Annotated in this window: 15 protein-coding genes; 8 read left to right on the top strand and 7 right to left on the bottom strand. The window is 45.2% G+C overall.

Annotated features, from left to right (window positions below):
* The 4 genes from L0992_05850 to pspA form a co-directional block, all read right to left on the bottom strand.
* On the bottom strand, window positions 1-1,035 hold the full coding sequence (locus L0992_05850; protein XGB68212.1) for an efflux RND transporter periplasmic adaptor subunit: 1,035 nt from the start codon (window positions 1,033-1,035) through the stop codon (window positions 1-3).
* 158 nt (window positions 1,036-1,193) lie between these two features.
* Window positions 1,194-1,580 carry an envelope stress response membrane protein PspC gene (gene pspC, locus L0992_05845; GenBank protein XGB68211.1) on the bottom strand — a complete coding sequence of 129 codons (387 nt, stop codon included), beginning with the start codon at window positions 1,578-1,580 and terminating at the stop codon, window positions 1,194-1,196.
* A complete protein-coding gene (pspB, locus tag L0992_05840) occupies window positions 1,573-1,806 on the bottom strand; it encodes an envelope stress response membrane protein PspB (GenBank protein XGB68210.1) in 234 nt (77 codons plus the stop codon). Before pspB ends, pspC begins: the two co-directional genes overlap by 8 nt.
* A 14-nt stretch (window positions 1,807-1,820) precedes the next feature.
* A complete protein-coding gene (gene pspA / locus L0992_05835; GenBank protein XGB68209.1) occupies window positions 1,821-2,492 on the bottom strand; it encodes a phage shock protein PspA in 672 nt (223 codons plus the stop codon).
* Between the two features lie 272 nt (window positions 2,493-2,764).
* Here pspA and pspF point away from each other — a divergent pair, with 272 nt between their 5' ends.
* The 7 genes from pspF to L0992_05800 all read left to right on the top strand — a co-directional run bounded on the left by pspF (window position 2,765) and on the right by L0992_05800 (window position 9,948).
* Entirely contained in the window at window positions 2,765-3,787 is a 1,023-nt protein-coding gene (gene pspF, locus L0992_05830; GenBank protein ID XGB68208.1) for a phage shock protein operon transcriptional activator, read from the top strand.
* 102 nt (window positions 3,788-3,889) lie between these two features.
* The gene (gene sapA / locus L0992_05825) at window positions 3,890-5,512 is read left to right on the top strand and encodes a peptide ABC transporter substrate-binding protein SapA (GenBank protein ID XGB68207.1); all 1,623 of its coding nucleotides are present in this window, start codon (window positions 3,890-3,892) and stop codon (window positions 5,510-5,512) included.
* Window positions 5,512-6,474 (top strand): ABC transporter permease subunit, encoded by a 963-nt coding sequence (locus L0992_05820; protein XGB68206.1) that lies wholly within the window; start codon window positions 5,512-5,514, stop codon window positions 6,472-6,474. Before sapA ends, L0992_05820 begins: the two co-directional genes overlap by 1 nt.
* Entirely contained in the window at window positions 6,461-7,348 is an 888-nt protein-coding gene (locus tag L0992_05815; protein XGB68205.1) for an ABC transporter permease subunit, read from the top strand. Before L0992_05820 ends, L0992_05815 begins: the two co-directional genes overlap by 14 nt.
* Window positions 7,348-8,349 carry an ATP-binding cassette domain-containing protein gene (locus tag L0992_05810; GenBank protein ID XGB68204.1) on the top strand — a complete coding sequence of 334 codons (1,002 nt, stop codon included), beginning with the start codon at window positions 7,348-7,350 and terminating at the stop codon, window positions 8,347-8,349. Before L0992_05815 ends, L0992_05810 begins: the two co-directional genes overlap by 1 nt.
* Window positions 8,346-9,128 carry an ATP-binding cassette domain-containing protein gene (locus L0992_05805; protein XGB68203.1) on the top strand — a complete coding sequence of 261 codons (783 nt, stop codon included), beginning with the start codon at window positions 8,346-8,348 and terminating at the stop codon, window positions 9,126-9,128. The genes L0992_05810 and L0992_05805 overlap by 4 nt, the downstream gene beginning before the upstream one ends.
* Before the next feature lie 40 nt (window positions 9,129-9,168).
* Window positions 9,169-9,948: a DUF2927 domain-containing protein gene (locus L0992_05800; GenBank protein ID XGB68202.1), complete on the top strand. Its 780-nt coding sequence runs from the start codon at window positions 9,169-9,171 to the stop codon at window positions 9,946-9,948.
* A gap of 128 nt (window positions 9,949-10,076) precedes the next feature.
* Here L0992_05800 and L0992_05795 read toward each other — a convergent pair whose 3' ends face one another.
* Both L0992_05795 and L0992_05790 read right to left on the bottom strand, forming a co-directional pair.
* A complete protein-coding gene (locus L0992_05795; protein ID XGB68201.1) occupies window positions 10,077-10,466 on the bottom strand; it encodes a DUF2750 domain-containing protein in 390 nt (129 codons plus the stop codon).
* A 141-nt stretch (window positions 10,467-10,607) separates the two neighbouring features.
* Window positions 10,608-11,513 (bottom strand): manganese-dependent inorganic pyrophosphatase, encoded by a 906-nt coding sequence (locus L0992_05790; protein ID XGB68200.1) that lies wholly within the window; start codon window positions 11,511-11,513, stop codon window positions 10,608-10,610.
* Between the two features lie 201 nt (window positions 11,514-11,714).
* On the opposite strand from L0992_05790, the gene L0992_05785 reads away from it, so the two are divergent.
* On the top strand, window positions 11,715-12,929 hold the full coding sequence (locus tag L0992_05785; GenBank protein ID XGB68199.1) for a putative manganese transporter: 1,215 nt from the start codon (window positions 11,715-11,717) through the stop codon (window positions 12,927-12,929).
* Between the two features lie 347 nt (window positions 12,930-13,276).
* Here L0992_05785 and torA read toward each other — a convergent pair whose 3' ends face one another.
* Entirely contained in the window at window positions 13,277-15,739 is a 2,463-nt protein-coding gene (torA, locus tag L0992_05780) for a trimethylamine-N-oxide reductase TorA (GenBank protein XGB68198.1), read from the bottom strand.
* Window positions 15,740-15,757: the final 18 nt, after the last annotated feature.

Here is a 15,757-nt window from a genome sequence, read left to right as displayed (position 1 = left end):
TTATAGCCCCCTTTCCTTGATCCACTCTCGGACTTTCACGCCCGGCTCAAGTCCATTAACGCCTGAAGTGACAATGCGGTCTCCATCATTCAATCCAGAGACGATGTGGCGTTTTTCATCAATAACGATTGCTACGTTCTCAACAATTCCGTCGTTGTTTACGCGCCATACAGACACATCATCGCCATCAGTTATCATTGCCGACGTAGGGATTTTGGTCGCAGCAGCTTGCGCAGAAACAAGTCTTACCGTGCCAGACATTCCCGGTAAAATACCGATATCGGTTGGTCTTTCCATTACCATGGTTACCTTGTATGAACCCGTTTTTGGATCCGCTTCGGTATCAACTTCTTGGAAAGTCAAAACGTAAGGGTTCTCAGGAAACGCATCAAATACCATGGTTGCATCGGTTTCAAACCCTGAAGAAAAGCGCGTGATAAGTTGGTCGGGTAATAAGAAAACGACTTTAAGAATCTGATTAGTTTGAATATTCATCACACCTTGTTTCGCGGCGATGTATTCATGGTTCTCAGCAGGAATGATGGAAATCGTTCCATCGTAAGGCGCAACCAGAGTGGTGTAACGCAGGTTAGCTTTAGCTTGGTTCAAGACAGCTTTAGCCGAGTTGTGGTTAGCTTTCGCTTGATCGAAATCTTGCTCTGAAACCACTCGGTCTTTACGCAGCTTAATCGAACGTTGGTATTGAACATCGGCAAGTTTAAAGTTGGCTCTTGCTTGCTTTTCTAACAGCTGATATTCATCAGGGTTAAGCGTTGCAAGTTTGTCACCTTTGGTAACCTGTTGACCCGATGTGACATCGATAGTCTGAAGTAACCCAGGAACACGGAACGCAAGAACGGCTTTATCACCAGCTTCTGTGGTGGCAGGGAAACTACGTTCAAAGGCATTATTGCCAACGGAGACAGTGAAGAGTTTGGCGGGTCTAGATTCAGGCTCAGGTACGGGAGGAAGCTCCTTACCACACCCAGACAACCCAGCTAAGGCCGTCAATAGGACAAGGGAGGCTCTATACATTGGTGATCATCCATATCTATAAATATTTTTATAACATAGATTAATCGCATGTAACTTACCAGTCGGCGTAAGATTTATTTAGAGAAAATTATTAAAAAAAATAACGGCTTGGAATAAATTTTCCTAAACCGTTATCTAATCTTTTTTAGGTTTTAGCGCTACATGTTCTTAAATTCACGATTCACTTTAAACGTGTCTGAGGTGACATAAGCTTCCATGTTGCGGACACTGGTCTCTAACTTCTGGAAATCACCCTCTAAAGTGCCCAGTAAAGACTCCGCAGTTTGCCCCTTTTCCCAAGGCTTTTGCTTCAGCGTATGCTCTTGTTTGGCTTTCATCTCATCCACATACTGAGGTGGTTGTTTTTCAAGCATAAATGTCAAAGCTAAATACGCTAACAAGACCAGAAAACTACCACCGAGCAGTGCTGCAGAGATAACTAAGATTCGAACCAGCCAAACTTCAAGACCAAAGTAGTTCGCTAAGCCCGCACACACGCCAGACAATTTTCCGTTGATTGGGTCGCGATACAGTTCTCTACTCATAGTTTCGTCTCCAGTTAGGCGACTCCGCATCCAGTATTTTTTCTAGTGTTTTCACACGATCTTGCATCGATTCTGCTTGCGCTGAAAGCTTGTGCAGGCGCTGAAGATCCGTTTCTGAAAGACCGTTACTGGATTTCTTCTTGCTGCGGTAATGTAAGAATAACCATAGCGGTGCCACGAAGATCAAGAAGACAATCAGTGGACCTGCAATTAGAAATGTTGACATAGAAAACTCCTAAATTATTTATCGCGGTTTTCAACTTGTTGCTTCAGTTTCGCTAGCTCTTTTTCAATTTCGTCTTGAGCTTGTAGCTCGGCAAACTCTTGGTCTAACGATTTTGCGTTGCCTGTTTTTGCGTAAACGTCAGCTTCAGCTTCTAATTCATCCACTTTACGCGAGAATTGCTCAAACTTCGCCATTGCTTCGTTGGTTTTGCTTGAATGCAGATGTTTTTGAACATCACGACGATTGCTCGCTGCATTATTACGAATCATCAATGCTTGCTGCTTTGCACGAGTTTCTGCAATTTTAGTTTCTAGCTTACCAATCTCACTGGTTAGCTTTTCGATGGTTTCATGAACCAAAGTTTGCTCTGTGTGAAGGCTCTTGATGATGTCTTCAAGTTTCTGCTTTTCAATCAAAGCAGCTCTCGCCAGATCTTCGCGTTGTTTAGTTAGCGCTAGTGTCGCTTTATTTTGCCAATCTAGAATCTGAGTTTCGATAGCTTCAACTTTGCGTGCTAGCTCTTTCTTGTCTGCGATGGCTTTTGCTGAGTTAGTGCGGACCTCAACCAGCGTGTCTTCCATTTCTTGGATAATCAGGCGAATCATCTTTTCAGGATCTTCAGCCTTATCTAATAGTGCACTGATGTTTGAATTTACAATGTCTGCAAAGCGAGAAAAAATACCCATGAGGAACTCCTTAATTACAATGATGGCAAATGCGTTTTAAATCGTCATTCGATTCTCAATCCACTTGCTCACAAATTTACGTTTGTTGTTAAACCTACCATAACTAATCCAAGTAGCGTGCCAACTTTTAAGCCATTTATTATCAGTCACTTACAATAAAATGGTGATTAACTCGATACATGCTATGATGAATTTAACCAAGTATTGGTATTTTTCACCACTACAGCCCTTAAATTACTTCCACCAGCACTCAGCTCACACAAGGACCCGCTATGCAGCAGAATCTTATTGGTGAATCACCTAGCTTTCTCTCTGTTTTAGATAAAGTTTCTCAACTCGCACCAATTGAAAGGCCCATTCTGATCATTGGTGAGCGTGGTACAGGTAAAGAGTTGATCGCGCAAAGACTGCATTACCTTTCAAGACGCTGGGATCAGCCTTTGATCTCGCTGAACTGTTCAACACTCAGTGAAGGTTTGATTGATTCTGAGTTGTTTGGTCATGAATCGGGTTCCTTTACTGGTTCGAAAGGTCGTCATCAAGGACGTTTTGAAAGAGCTGAAGGCGGAACACTGTTTCTTGATGAACTTGCTACCACTCCCCTTGCCGTTCAAGAGAAGCTATTACGCGTTATCGAATACGGACAATATGAACGTGTTGGTGGCCAAAAAGCTTTGAGTGCCAATGTAAGGCTGGTGTGTGCAACCAACGCCGATTTACCGGAGATGGCTTTAAAAGGCGAATTCAGAGCCGATTTACTCGATAGATTGGCGTTTGATGTAATTACTATCCCGCCGCTTCGTGAACGCAAAGAGGACATCACGTTATTGGCAGAATACTATGCCATTAAGATGTGTCGTGAATTGGAATTGGAGTTGTTTGTCGGCTTTGCTCCATCAGCCGTTGAATCGCTATTGGAGTACTCTTGGCCAGGGAATGTGCGAGAGCTGAAAAACGTCATTGAGCGCGCGATCTACCAGCATGGTAAGAATCCATATCCTATTGAATCTTTGGTGTTTAACCCATTCAAACCAGCATGGAAAACAGATCAAGATTCGACCCCAGAAACTGGCAATGCTCAGTCCAACAGCCATACTTCATTTGATAGCGCTTTTTCTTTGCCGTTGGATTACAAAGCATGGCAGGAGCAGCAAGACATCAAGCTACTCAATCAAGCCTTAAAACAGAGCAAGTACAATCAGAAGCAAGCTGCTGAATTACTCGGGTTAACCTACAACCAATTACGAGGAATGGTGAGGAAGTACGCGATTGTCGGACAAGCTAACGATAAATAGCTGCCCACACTAGATTATTATTTGGAGCCGAATAAATAAAATGTTAAATTGTCCGGATCTTGAGGCTCCTCTAACGCCTCGTTTCGAAAAGTATTTCTTTTTATGAAAGCACTAATAAGACTATCACTGAGCATCTGCACGCTGAGCTTTTTAGCCGGATGTGGTGAGAGTGTGGATCACGAACAGATCCGTGAAAAAGGCTTCATTTATTGCGGCCAAGGTAACCCTAGTACCTTCAACCCACAATTGGTTGATAGTGGCATTACCGCAGAATCGCTGAGCCCCCAAATCTTCGATACCTTGCTAACGCTTGATCCTATGACTTATCGACCACAACAGAACTTGGCAACAAGCTGGTCTGTCGATGAATCAGGTACTGAGTACACTTTCACATTGCGCCCTAATGTTGAGTTTCAAACCACAGATTGGTTTACTCCAACTCGTAGCATGAATGCGCAAGATGTTGTCTTTAGTTTCGAACGCATCATTGATAGCTCGAACCCATTTCACTATGTGGGTGGCGGCTTATATCCATGGTTTGCGGGTATTGATTTCAAAAACCTAATTGTCGATATCACGGCAGTCGATGACCTGACGGTTAAGTTCCAATTGAGTCGCCCTGACAATTCATTCCTCAATAACATCGCCACCAGCTACGCGGTCATTCATTCCAAAGAATACGCTAATAAGCTCGTTGCGGCGGATGAAAAAAACCAGATCGATTCTAAGCCAGTAGGCACAGGTCCTTTCTACTTAGATGAATACCAGATCAACGATCTAGTGCGCTTAAAAAAGAACAAGCATTACTGGAAAGGTGATGTTCAAATGGACCAAGTTGTGTTCGACACCTCACAACGCGGAACAGGTACGCTTGCCAAACTCCTTCGCAACGAATGTGACGTACTAAACTCACCGATTTCGAGTCAGATCCCGATTATCCAAGCTCATGAAGAGTTGCAGATCTCCGCAACGCCTGCGGTTAATGTTTCTTTTATTGCACTTAATACTGAGCATCCAGCCCTGCGTGATTCACGAGTCCGTAAAGCACTGAACTTGGCGATCAACCGCCAGAACATTCTCGATTCTGTTTATTACGGTACCGGCACCAAAGCTTATACCTTACTGCCTCCAACTTCTTGGGCTCACCAAAAAGACAGCGTTCAAGTGCGTTACGACCGAAACTATGCTGTGGCACTGCTGAAAGAAGCAGGTGTTGAACCGGGGTTAGAACTTTCAATGTGGGTTCCTTTAGAGCCTCGCGCCTACAACCCAAGCCCACGAAAAACAGCAGAATTGATTCAAGCAAACTTGGCCGATATTGGTATCGAACTGAAACTCTATACCGACGACCGATTCGACCGCACACAGCTTTCATCCATTGCCTCAACAGACTTGCTCCTGACGGGCTGGATTGGCAACACGGGTGATCCTGACAACTTCTTACGTCCCCTGCTCTCTTGCAGTTCTGAACGCGCAGGGTTAAACGTCTCTATGTGGTGTAATTCAGACTTTGATTTCCTTCTGGATTTAGCTTTAGAGATCAATCAACAAAGGCACCGTGTGAACTTGTATCGACAAGCGCAAAACATTCTCAATGAAGAAGTTCCTGTGATTCCTCTGGCGCATGGCGTGCAATTCCGTGTACACGATCGTTCGCTAACAGGCTTTAAACAGAGCCCATTCAATGCCCAACCTTTTGATCAAGTCAGAAGGGAGGTGCGCTGATGTTTTGGTATACATTAAGACGTATAAACTTATTCGTTATTACCCTAGCGATTCTGACTCTGGTTGGTTTTTCATTGCTTCGATTAGACCAAACCTCACCTTGGGCAATTCAAGATTTCTGGCCCGGTTGGATTAGCTATATTGCTGAATTATCGACGCTCAACTTCGGTTTGAGTAAACACGGTGTGCCCATCATTGATGAGTTAGTCGTTGTATTCCCTGCGACTCTAGAACTGTGTTTCTTCGCCTTTGTGTTAGCGCTCTTTATTGGTATTCCTTTTGGAACTATCGCGGGCATGAGACAAGGTAAGTTTGTCGATACGACTATCTCGTTCACTTCAATGGCAGGTTACTCGGCACCTATATTCTGGGTCGCACTGTTGATGATCATGGTGTTCTCACTGCACTTTGAAATGTTCCCTGTCGGCGGTCGATACGACCTACTTTATGAGATTGAGCACGTGACTGGCTTTGCGATGATTGATGCTTTTTTTGCTGAAGGACGCTACCGAGCACATGCACTACAAAGTGTTATCGAACACATGGCGCTGCCTTGTCTTGTTTTAGCACTCGCACCAACCACTCAAGTTATCCGACTCATGCGAGCATCGGTTGCAGAGGTGATGACTCAAAACTATATCCGCGCAGCCCGAATAAAAGGTCTTTCAACACGAGAGATCATCACTCAGCACGTGTTAAGAAATGCGATTCCACCAATTATTCCTAAGGTCGGTGTTCAGCTATCGAGTATGTTAACGCTCGCGATCATTACTGAATCGATTTTTAACTGGCCGGGCATTGGTCGCTGGCTCTTAGATGCTCTGTCTAATCAAGATTATGTGTCAATTCAAGCGGGCGTAATTGTAGTGGCAACACTGGTTTTGACGGCGAACATTCTGTCCGACCTATTGGGCGCGATGGTCAATCCACTGGTAAGGAAGGAATGGTATGCTAACAAATAACGTCTACCAAGAAGAACAGATTCCAACCCAGTTCGAGCGTTTCTGGCGAAGCTTCCGTGCCAACAACCTCGCGATGTTTGGCCTGTGGTGTTTGGTGCTTATCATTCTAGTTACGGTTACTTCACCATGGCTTGCTCCGCACGACTCTCAAGAGCAAACGGGGCATCTACTAACGCCGCCTTCTTGGGATCCTGCTGGAACGGTTGAATACTTCCTCGGTACCGATGACTTAGGTCGAGACATTCTTTCTCGTCTGATTATTGGCTCTCAGCTGACTTTCGGTGCTGCAGTTGTTATCACCTTTATCGCGGCCGTGATTGGCTGCCTGATTGGCGTACTTGCCGGTATGACGCGAGGGCTATTATCAAGCACGCTCAACCACCTGCTTGATACGGTTATGTCGATTCCATCGTTGCTACTGGCGATTATCTTCGTTGCCTTTCTTGGCTTTGGTGAATTTAATATCCTACTTGCCATCTGTTTAGCACTGATCCCGAGGTTTATACGCTCGGTCTACATCGCCGTGCATGCTGAAGTTGAAAAAGACTACATTCTTGCTTCTCGCCTTGATGGTGCGAACGACTTTTACCTGTTATGGAACTCGATTGTTCCCAATATTCTTACCGTGGTTGCACTAGAAGTGACATTGGCATTATCAGTGGCGATTCTGGATATCACAGCCTTAGGCTTCCTTGGTCTTGGCGCTCAAGCACCGAGTACAGAATGGGGCTCAATCTTGGGTGACTCAGTAGAACTGATTTACCTAGCACCATGGACAGTAACCCTACCCGGCTTAGCTATTATGTTTACAGTGATCGTGATTAACCTTGTCGGTGAAGGTGTTCGCCAAGCGCTAAATGCAGGAATCGAATAATGCCGTTACTTGATATTCGACATCTAACCATCGAGATTGAGACTCCTCAAGGGATGGTTAAAGCGGTAGATCGAATGAGTATTACCCTTAATGAAGGGGAAATTCGTGGCCTAGTAGGCGAATCAGGCTCTGGTAAGAGTTTGGTTGCGAAAGCGATCGTTGGTGTTTGTAAGGAGAACTGGAAGGTCTCTGCTGACCGAATGAGACTGGGAAACGTTGACTTACTCCAACTGACTCCTAAAGAGCGCCGACGTGTTATTGCTCGTGATATCGCAATGATATTCCAAGAACCATCGACGTGTCTTGATCCTTCCGAAAAGGTGGGACATCAGCTGATTGAAGCGATTCCTTCACACGCCTTTGAAGGACGTTGGTGGCAACGATTTAAGTGGCGTAAGAAACAAGCGATAGCGTTACTACACAAAGTCGGTATCAAAGATCACTCTCGTCTAATGGACAGCTACTCATATGAGCTGACCGATGGTGAGTGTCAAAAGGTGATGATTGCCATGGCGATCGCAGCCAAGCCAAAAGTCTTGATTGCCGATGAACCAACCAACGATTTAGACCCAATTACACAGTCTCAAATACTGCGACTATTGAGTCGAATGAATCAGCTCAATAATACGACTATTGTTCTGATCGGTCATGACTTAACCACCATTACCCAATGGGCGACTCGCATTACCGTAATGTACTGTGGTCAGTCTGTTGAATCGGCTGACACGCAAAAGCTTTTGGATGCGCCTAAACACCCTTACACAGTTGCGCTATTGAAAGCGATGCCAGACTTTAACGACTGGATCCCTCACAAAGAGAAGCTTCAGTCGCTACCGGGGTCGATTCCTCCGCTACAGCACCTTCCTATTGGTTGTCGATTAGGGCCACGTTGCCCATACGCGCAAAGACAGTGTGTCGAGATCCCACACACCAAGCGTATCAAAAACCATAAGTTTAACTGTCACTTCCCTCTGAATATGGAGAAGAAAAAGAAATCATGAGTGCATTATTAGAAGTCAGTGATCTATCTAAAGACTTTACGACTCGCTCTGGTCTTTTCCGTAAGAAGATTCATCAAGCCGTAAAGCCGGTGAGCTTTAGCCTTGAAGCCGGACAGACGATTGGTTTTATCGGCCAGAATGGTTCCGGGAAATCGACATTAGCGAGAATGCTAGCAGGTATGGTAGAGCCAACTGCGGGTGAGATTCGTGTGAATGGTGAAAAACTAGAACATAAAGACTACTCGACTCGTTGTAAGCTGATTCGCATGATCTTCCAAGATCCGAACACATCGCTTAACCCACGTATTCAGATTGGTCGCATTCTTGAAGGCCCATTGAAGCGAAACACCAACATGCCACCAGAAGCCCGTATGCGTCGTGTGAAAGACACATTATTACGTGTGGGTCTTCTTCCGGAACATGCTTACTTCTACCCTCAGATGCTTGCTGCGGGCCAGAAACAGAGAGTTTGTTTAGCTCGTGCCTTGATACTTCAACCATCGATCATCGTTGCTGATGAAGCGTTGAATGGTTTGGACATGGCAATGCGCTCGCAAATCATCAATTTGTTCTTAGAGCTGCAAGAAGAGATGGGCGTGTCGTTCGTTTACGTATCTCAACACCTTGGTATTGTTAAGCATATCACCGACAAGATCATCGTGATGCACGAAGGTAATGTGGTTGAAAGTGGTGAAACAGATCAAGTGCTGACCAACCCTACTCACCAAATCACCCAAAGACTGGTTGAGAGCCATTTCTCCAAAGCGCCAAACCACTAGACTGGTTTCGCTTTTTCACTCGCCACTAGAGGGGTAATGCATGCTAACAAAAGCTTCAATGCTTCCCCTCTTGCTTGCGGTTGTCTCTTTTCATGCCGTAAGCACACCTCTCACTTGGTTAGATAAGTCGTTCGTAGAAACGGCCTTCTACAACGTGGCGCTGCAACACGAATATTCCCAAGGCAATAAACCACTCGCTAAATGGAAACAACCGATCAAGATATGGGTTGATCACCGCGTTGGCGACAAAGAACTCCATCAAGAGCTCACAGAACTTCATATCCAGCACTTATCCGAAGTGACGCAACACCCCATAAAAATCGTCAGCAAAGAGTCCGAAGCCAATGTTAAATGGTTATACACAAGGCAGAGTAAGTGGATAGCGGAATCTAAAAGCATACTCAAGCTTAAATCGACCCAGCACCTAAACAGCGCTATTTGTACTGCCGGTTATCGAACGAACTCCAAAGGTGAGATTATTTATGCCGGGATTGTTATCCCCGTTGATCAAGCAAGGTCGCGAGGCAAGCTTGTCGCCTGTATCGTAGAGGAGATAACGCAAGTGCTAGGGCTACCGAACGACTCAGACAAGGCCTACCCTTCTATCTTCAATGATCACACGCCAGAGGACTTATTATCGCCATTAGATGTGGTGCTACTACAGCTGTTGTATGAACCAGAATTGAAAGCGGGAATGACCAAAGCAGAAGCTAAGCCTGTGGTAAGAAAGATTCTCAAGAAATACAGCGAGACAGGCGTACTTCAACGAGCAGCAAAAGACGCACAACAAGCACCTTTGTATCAACTGATTGGATACTGATTAGAACGTGAGATAGTGATTTTGTTGTTTGGGGGAGAGCTGAAACGATAAACATAGCTGAAAAGATAAAACAGAACTAAAGCGCTGCCTAGCAAGAGGCAACGCTGACTTATGATGTAACGAGAAGATTAGCGCTTAGCGGCTTGCTTCTTCAGCTCGAAGTCGAACTCATCAGGGAACAGGATAACGCCTTCTTCTTGCTCGTTCGGGAATACAACCACAGCAAGTTCATCGTCTTCTAGACCGTTAGTCCAGCGACTGTGCCATTTGTTTAATGAGATAGACTCAGCTTTACACTCAGACCAATCGCCCGTTGCCCACGACTCTGCGAACTCTTGGTTTGGCCATACTGGAACACAGTCTTCGTCTTCTGTGTTTAGCATTACACAACCGTGTTCATCGGTTAAGATCCATACTTCACGGTTTGCTACGATTTCTTTCACACAGTATTTAAGGCGTTGCTCACCCGTATACTTATTAATTTCAGCGATTTTTTTATCGTCTAGCTGTGTAGTCATCTTAATTTCCTACGTTAGTCAGTAACTTTGTTCATTTTATGCTGAGTAGTATTAACTTCAAATATTTCTATTGAGAAGAAAGGCTACTTCAAAGAAAAACGCCTGCTAAATAAGCAGGCGTTTATTATTTAAGTGACTTGATTAAACAAGCTCACCTTGTAGCCAAGGCCAACCTTGCTTCTTACGGCTTAGTGTATTTTCCATCATCAATACGCCGTCTTTCTCGTGCTTAACCAATTTCTCAGCCCACTCACCTTTGTAAAGAAGGCGAGTTTGCGCAGTAGTGATGTCAGTTAGCATTACCGCAGCAAATGCTAGACCGTCTTTCTCACAACGCTCTTCAAGATCAGTTTCTAGAGCTTCGATCATACCGTCTACTTGCTCAAGAGTTGCCAGCTCAACTTGACCAACAACAACATCGCGACCGTTGAATGGGTAGCCTTTAAGGTCTTTTTCTACTAGCTGTGCAGCAGATAGGCCTTCGATGTTTGTTTTAGCGATTAGAAGTGCTTTGATGAATACATCAACGTCTTCTACACCTGCGATTTCAGCAAGTTCAGCAACCGCGTCTTTGTCTTTTTGAGTACATGTTGGAGATGCGAAACCAACTGTGTCTGAAAGAATTGCAGACATCATTAGCTTAGCGATTTGTTGAGAGATAGCGTGACCTTCAATCTTGAACATGTTGAAAAGTACAGTGTTTGTACAACCAACAGGCCAGATCCAAGCTTCCATTGGGTTTACTGTCATCACGTCGCCTAGACGGTGGTGATCGACAATACCTATGATCTCTGCATCAGCAACATCGTCTGGTGCTTGTGCTAGATCTGAGTAGTCAACTAGCCAGATTTTCTCACCAGCAACAGAAGTACGAAGCTCTGGCTTTTCAGCGCCAGCGACTTCTAGAATGTGTTGAGTTTCGCGGTTGATCTCGCCTTGGCGAATTGGTGTCGCTTCCTCGCCACGAGCTTTAAGAAGCTCTGTTGCAACTAACGCACTACAAATACTGTCACTATCAGGGTTTTTGTGACCAACAACTAAAATCATGTTTCTTCCTATTACACTAACAATTATGACTCTACCTTTAGAGCCTCTCTTTATTAGCCATACTTTACCTCATTTTTTTAGATTGGTCATGTTTCCTAGGTTTAGCCAATAGTAACAATAGATAAAAAAACAACAAATGCAATTGATAATTATTATCATTCGTATATATTTATCTTATGCCACTAATTTTGAGTAACACCTATGGATCGTCTAATCTCTTTTTTGCCAAGCAGTCGTGCTTCGAAAACAACTCAATTTTCACTGTCATTTAAGCGACTGCTATTACCTATCTCACTTGCCGCTCTTGTGGCAGCTCCCGCTACACGTGAATTGACGGTGACCACTCTGTCAGACGCGTTCTGGGCTGTATCATGTTATGTTGCTTTAACCTTGGCGATTTACCACTGGTTAAGCCTTTACATCAACAAAGACAACGTCTTCAACAAGCTTGTGCATCAGTCTCGGTCAAACCAAGTGGTGTTTGCTGCACTCATGGGCGCTTTACCCGGCTGTGGCGGTGCGATTGTGGTTACCACGCAATTTATATCCGGCAAACTCGGGTTTGGTGCGGTTGTTGCCGTGTTGGTGTCCACCATGGGCGATGCCGCCTTCTTGTTGATAGCAAGTGAGCCTAAAACAGGTTTAGCTATGATGGCGATGGGTGTGATTGTGGGTACGGCGTCAGGTCGAATCATTAACCTATTCCATGCCGATGACTTCTTACGTCCAAAACAAGCAGAGCAGAATGAAGCCGTTCGCAGTTGCTCATCTCAATCCCAAGACAAAGAATCCGTATCTAAAAAGGCGATCAACCTGCAAGGCTACCTATGGTCTGTGCTGATTATTCCCGGCGCTGCAGTGGCTCTACTTGGATCTTTCCAGGTAGATGTAAACGAATTACTCGCGTTGCCTGAAATGTCGATGGAATGGGCGGGAACAATTTTGCTGATTAGCTCAATGTTTCTATGGGGTCTTACTCGAGAAATTGAAGATTACAAATCAGCCGTAAGTGAAGATGAGAAATGTTTAGGCTCTCATCCACTGCAAAAAACCGCTCAAGACACCAACTTTGTGACAGCGTGGGTTGTGGTTGCCTTTCTTTTCTTCGAATTTGGTTCTGTGCTAGCAAATGTGGATTTTGCGACGTTATTCTCAAGTTGGGGGATCATGCTCCCCCTGGCGGGCGTGTTGATGGGTTTGCTACCTGGTTGTGGTCCACAATTATTGGTCACTAGCTTGTACCTGTCGGGTGCGCTTCCACTTTCGGCTCAGGTTGGTAATGCGATTTCAAATGATGGTGATGCGTTATTCCCTGCAATTGCCATGGCACCTAAAGCAGCGCTTGTCGCCACCTTATATTCGAGTGTACCTGCTTTGATCTGTGCGTACGGTTATTGGTTCATGTTCGAACTGTAAGCTTAAGCTTCTGTTCAAGGCTCAAGTTTTTATTCAAGATTTAGGCTTCACTCCATAGGTTTCTAATCGGCCGGTACTTTGTATCGGCCTTTTTGCTTTCGACGACCTCGCTCTTAAGAGAGCCCCTTCAAAACACCCTGTTCCTTTGCTCCATAGCGGTTACCACGTTACTTGTGCAATTTATCTCAATCCATATGTTATAGCTCCCCCGTAGAAAGCCTTCATAAACGCGAATACAAGACTTAACTAGAAATCTCTGTACAGGTATCAGAAATACAAAAAGCCCCTGTAAGAACGCTTACAGGGGCTTTAATTCAAGCTTTAATCTTAGCTTTTAAGCGAGATGCTTAAGAAACTTCGATTGGACCACCGAATGAAGTTACTGGAGGCAGTTTGCCTTGGAACTTCTCGAAATCAACCAAACATGTATTTGCTGAAGTCGCTTGAGCTAGCTCAGATGAACCAATGTCTTGAGTTAGTGTGTTTGGATCGCCGTATGTATCTAGCGCGCCCACTTTCTCATTGATCGGACCATACCAAGCACCTTCTTCGATACGTACAACACCAGGAGCGTAGCTATCCATCAGAACAGCACCTGCTAGTAGTTGACCACGATCGTTGAACACGCGTACTACGTCACCGTCTTTGATGCCTTTCTTCTTAGCATCTGTTGGGTTGATGTAGATTGGCTCACGGCCTTGTACCGCGTAAGTCGCACGCCACTCTTCAGATTCACACATCTGAGAGTGAAGACGCTTGTCTGGGTGACAAGATTGTAGCCAGTACGGGTGTTTGTCAGAACCTGGACCACCGTGTGAACGTTCAGATTTCTCGAACCACATTGGGTGTTCTTGACAGTGCTCGTAACCCATGTTGCCAACAGTACGGCTTGTGATTTCGATGAAACCAGAAGGTGTACCTAGTGCGTTGATCTCTGGATCTTCACGGAATGAAGCGTGACGAGTCCATGGCTTACCTTTACCGAAGTCTAGGAAACCTTTTTCCCAGAACTCAGCGAACTCAGGCATTTCAAAGCTGCCTTCGTTTGAAGCGCGACATTCGTCGTACAGAGATTTAACCCACTGCATTTCGTCCATACCACGCGTGTAATCGTCGTAACGACCCCAACGCTTAGTCAGGCTAGACATGATCTCGAAGTCAGTCTTAGACTGGAACAGAGGATCCACTAGCTTGTGCATTGCGATCAAACCACGGCCAGAGTACGCGCCGTAACCATCAATATCGTTACGTTCCCACTGAGTACATGCAGGAAGCACGATGTCAGAGTGACGACAAGTTGCAGTCCAAGCGAAATCAACAGCTACTACAGTTTGTAGGCTCTTGAATGCTTTACGCATCTTGTTGCGATCTTGGTGGTGGTGCCACGGGTTGTTACCACTGAATACCATCATCTTGATGTCAGGCAGTGTTACTGTAGCGCCGTTTGCTTTGATCTTCTTACCTGGCTCTAGCAGGCTATCTACCCAGCGAGCAACAGGGATTACGCGGCTGTAACCGTTGTAATCAGTGTTAGTGTGCTTAGGCGATTGACCTTGGTCGATGTTCAACGGGAATGAACCCGGAGCAGCGAAGCCAGTTGAAGATACACCGATACCAGAGTAGTGGTGACCGTAAGAGATACCACCGCCTGGAAGACCGATTTGGCCAACCATTGCTGCGATAACTGCACACATCCAGTAAGGCTGCTCACCGTGCTCTTGACGCTGGATACTCCAACCAACAAGAATCTGTGTACGACCGTTAACCAGCATCTTAGCGAATTCACGGATTGAATCAGCGCTTGCACCACAGATTTCTGCAGCCCATTCTGGTGTTTTCTCAACTTTATCTTTCGTTTCACCTTGAACGTACTTGATGAAGTCTTCAAAACCTAGACAGTAAGTTTCAATGAACTTCTTGTCGTATAGGTCTTCATTGTAAAGAACGTGAGCAACACCCAGCATGAACGCCACATCAGTTTGTGGGTTGATGTACATTTGCTCGTTTTCTAGGTAACGACCTGTTTTGTTCTTAACAGGGTCAACAGAAACAACGTTGATCTCTTTCTTCGCAACTTTTTCTTTCAGCTGTTCTAGGTATGCGAACGACTCGTGAGTCTCACATGTCCAACCTACTTGAAGGTTTTTCACTGGATCGTTACCCCAAAGAACAATGTTGTCACTGTTTTCTAGGATAAGTTCCCAAGATGTACCTTGTGCGTAAACTTCAGTAGAACCTAGCACGTAAGGCATGATCGTTTGACCAGCACCTGTTGAGTAGTCACCGATTTTCTTCACAGAGTAACCGTGAAGTGCCATTGCACGTTGCATGTGGTTAGTACAGCTGTGGAACTGACCTGTTTGTCTCCAACCAGTTTGACCTGTGTGAAGCGCCCATGGACCGTAATCTTTCTGTACGCGCTCTAGTTCGCGGTAAACAAGATCTAGTGCCTCGTCCCAAGTCACACGAATGAAGCGGTTGTTACCACGCGTGTCTGCGCTGTATTTGTGCTTCTTCAACCAATCTAGGCGAACCATTGGGTAACGCACACGTGATGGGCTGTAGATAATACCTTTGATACCTTTCAGCATTTCTGTTGGGTGCTGATCGATTTCTAGAGCTTTAATTTCTTGTACTTTACCCGCGTAAACACGAGCTCGGAATGCACCCCAGTGAGAACCTGATACTTTCCAAGTTCCCTCTGTTTCTGCTGCTGAAGCCGACGCTGACGCCAATAAGCTTGGGCCAATAACAGATGCCGCACTTGTGGTAGCGACACCTTTCAGAAAACTTCTTCTTGTAATTGCCATTGTGTTACTCCAATTGAC

This window comes from Vibrio pomeroyi (genome assembly GCA_041879425.1).
GTDB lineage: Bacteria > Pseudomonadota > Gammaproteobacteria > Enterobacterales > Vibrionaceae > Vibrio > Vibrio pomeroyi_A.
Note: the sequence above shows the minus strand (reverse complement) of the source record. Positions and strands in the feature narration are given on the sequence as shown.

Bases quoted from the DNA above. Each gene is read 5' to 3' on its own strand.
- L0992_05850 (XGB68212.1), bottom strand. From the start codon at position 1,035: ATGTATAGAGCCTCCCTTGTCCTATTGACGGCCTTAGCTGGGTTGTCT.
- pspC (XGB68211.1), bottom strand. From the start codon at position 1,580: ATGAGTAGAGAACTGTATCGCGACCCAATCAACGGAAAATTGTCTGGC.
- pspB (XGB68210.1), bottom strand. From the start codon at position 1,806: ATGTCAACATTTCTAATTGCAGGTCCACTGATTGTCTTCTTGATCTTC.
- pspA (XGB68209.1), bottom strand. From the start codon at position 2,492: ATGGGTATTTTTTCTCGCTTTGCAGACATTGTAAATTCAAACATCAGT.
- pspF (XGB68208.1), top strand. From the start codon at position 2,765: ATGCAGCAGAATCTTATTGGTGAATCACCTAGCTTTCTCTCTGTTTTA.
- sapA (XGB68207.1), top strand. From the start codon at position 3,890: ATGAAAGCACTAATAAGACTATCACTGAGCATCTGCACGCTGAGCTTT.
- L0992_05820 (XGB68206.1), top strand. From the start codon at position 5,512: ATGTTTTGGTATACATTAAGACGTATAAACTTATTCGTTATTACCCTA.
- L0992_05815 (XGB68205.1), top strand. From the start codon at position 6,461: ATGCTAACAAATAACGTCTACCAAGAAGAACAGATTCCAACCCAGTTC.
- L0992_05810 (XGB68204.1), top strand. From the start codon at position 7,348: ATGCCGTTACTTGATATTCGACATCTAACCATCGAGATTGAGACTCCT.
- L0992_05805 (XGB68203.1), top strand. From the start codon at position 8,346: ATGAGTGCATTATTAGAAGTCAGTGATCTATCTAAAGACTTTACGACT.
- L0992_05800 (XGB68202.1), top strand. From the start codon at position 9,169: ATGCTAACAAAAGCTTCAATGCTTCCCCTCTTGCTTGCGGTTGTCTCT.
- L0992_05795 (XGB68201.1), bottom strand. From the start codon at position 10,466: ATGACTACACAGCTAGACGATAAAAAAATCGCTGAAATTAATAAGTAT.
- L0992_05790 (XGB68200.1), bottom strand. From the start codon at position 11,513: ATGATTTTAGTTGTTGGTCACAAAAACCCTGATAGTGACAGTATTTGT.
- L0992_05785 (XGB68199.1), top strand. From the start codon at position 11,715: ATGGATCGTCTAATCTCTTTTTTGCCAAGCAGTCGTGCTTCGAAAACA.
- torA (XGB68198.1), bottom strand. From the start codon at position 15,739: ATGGCAATTACAAGAAGAAGTTTTCTGAAAGGTGTCGCTACCACAAGT.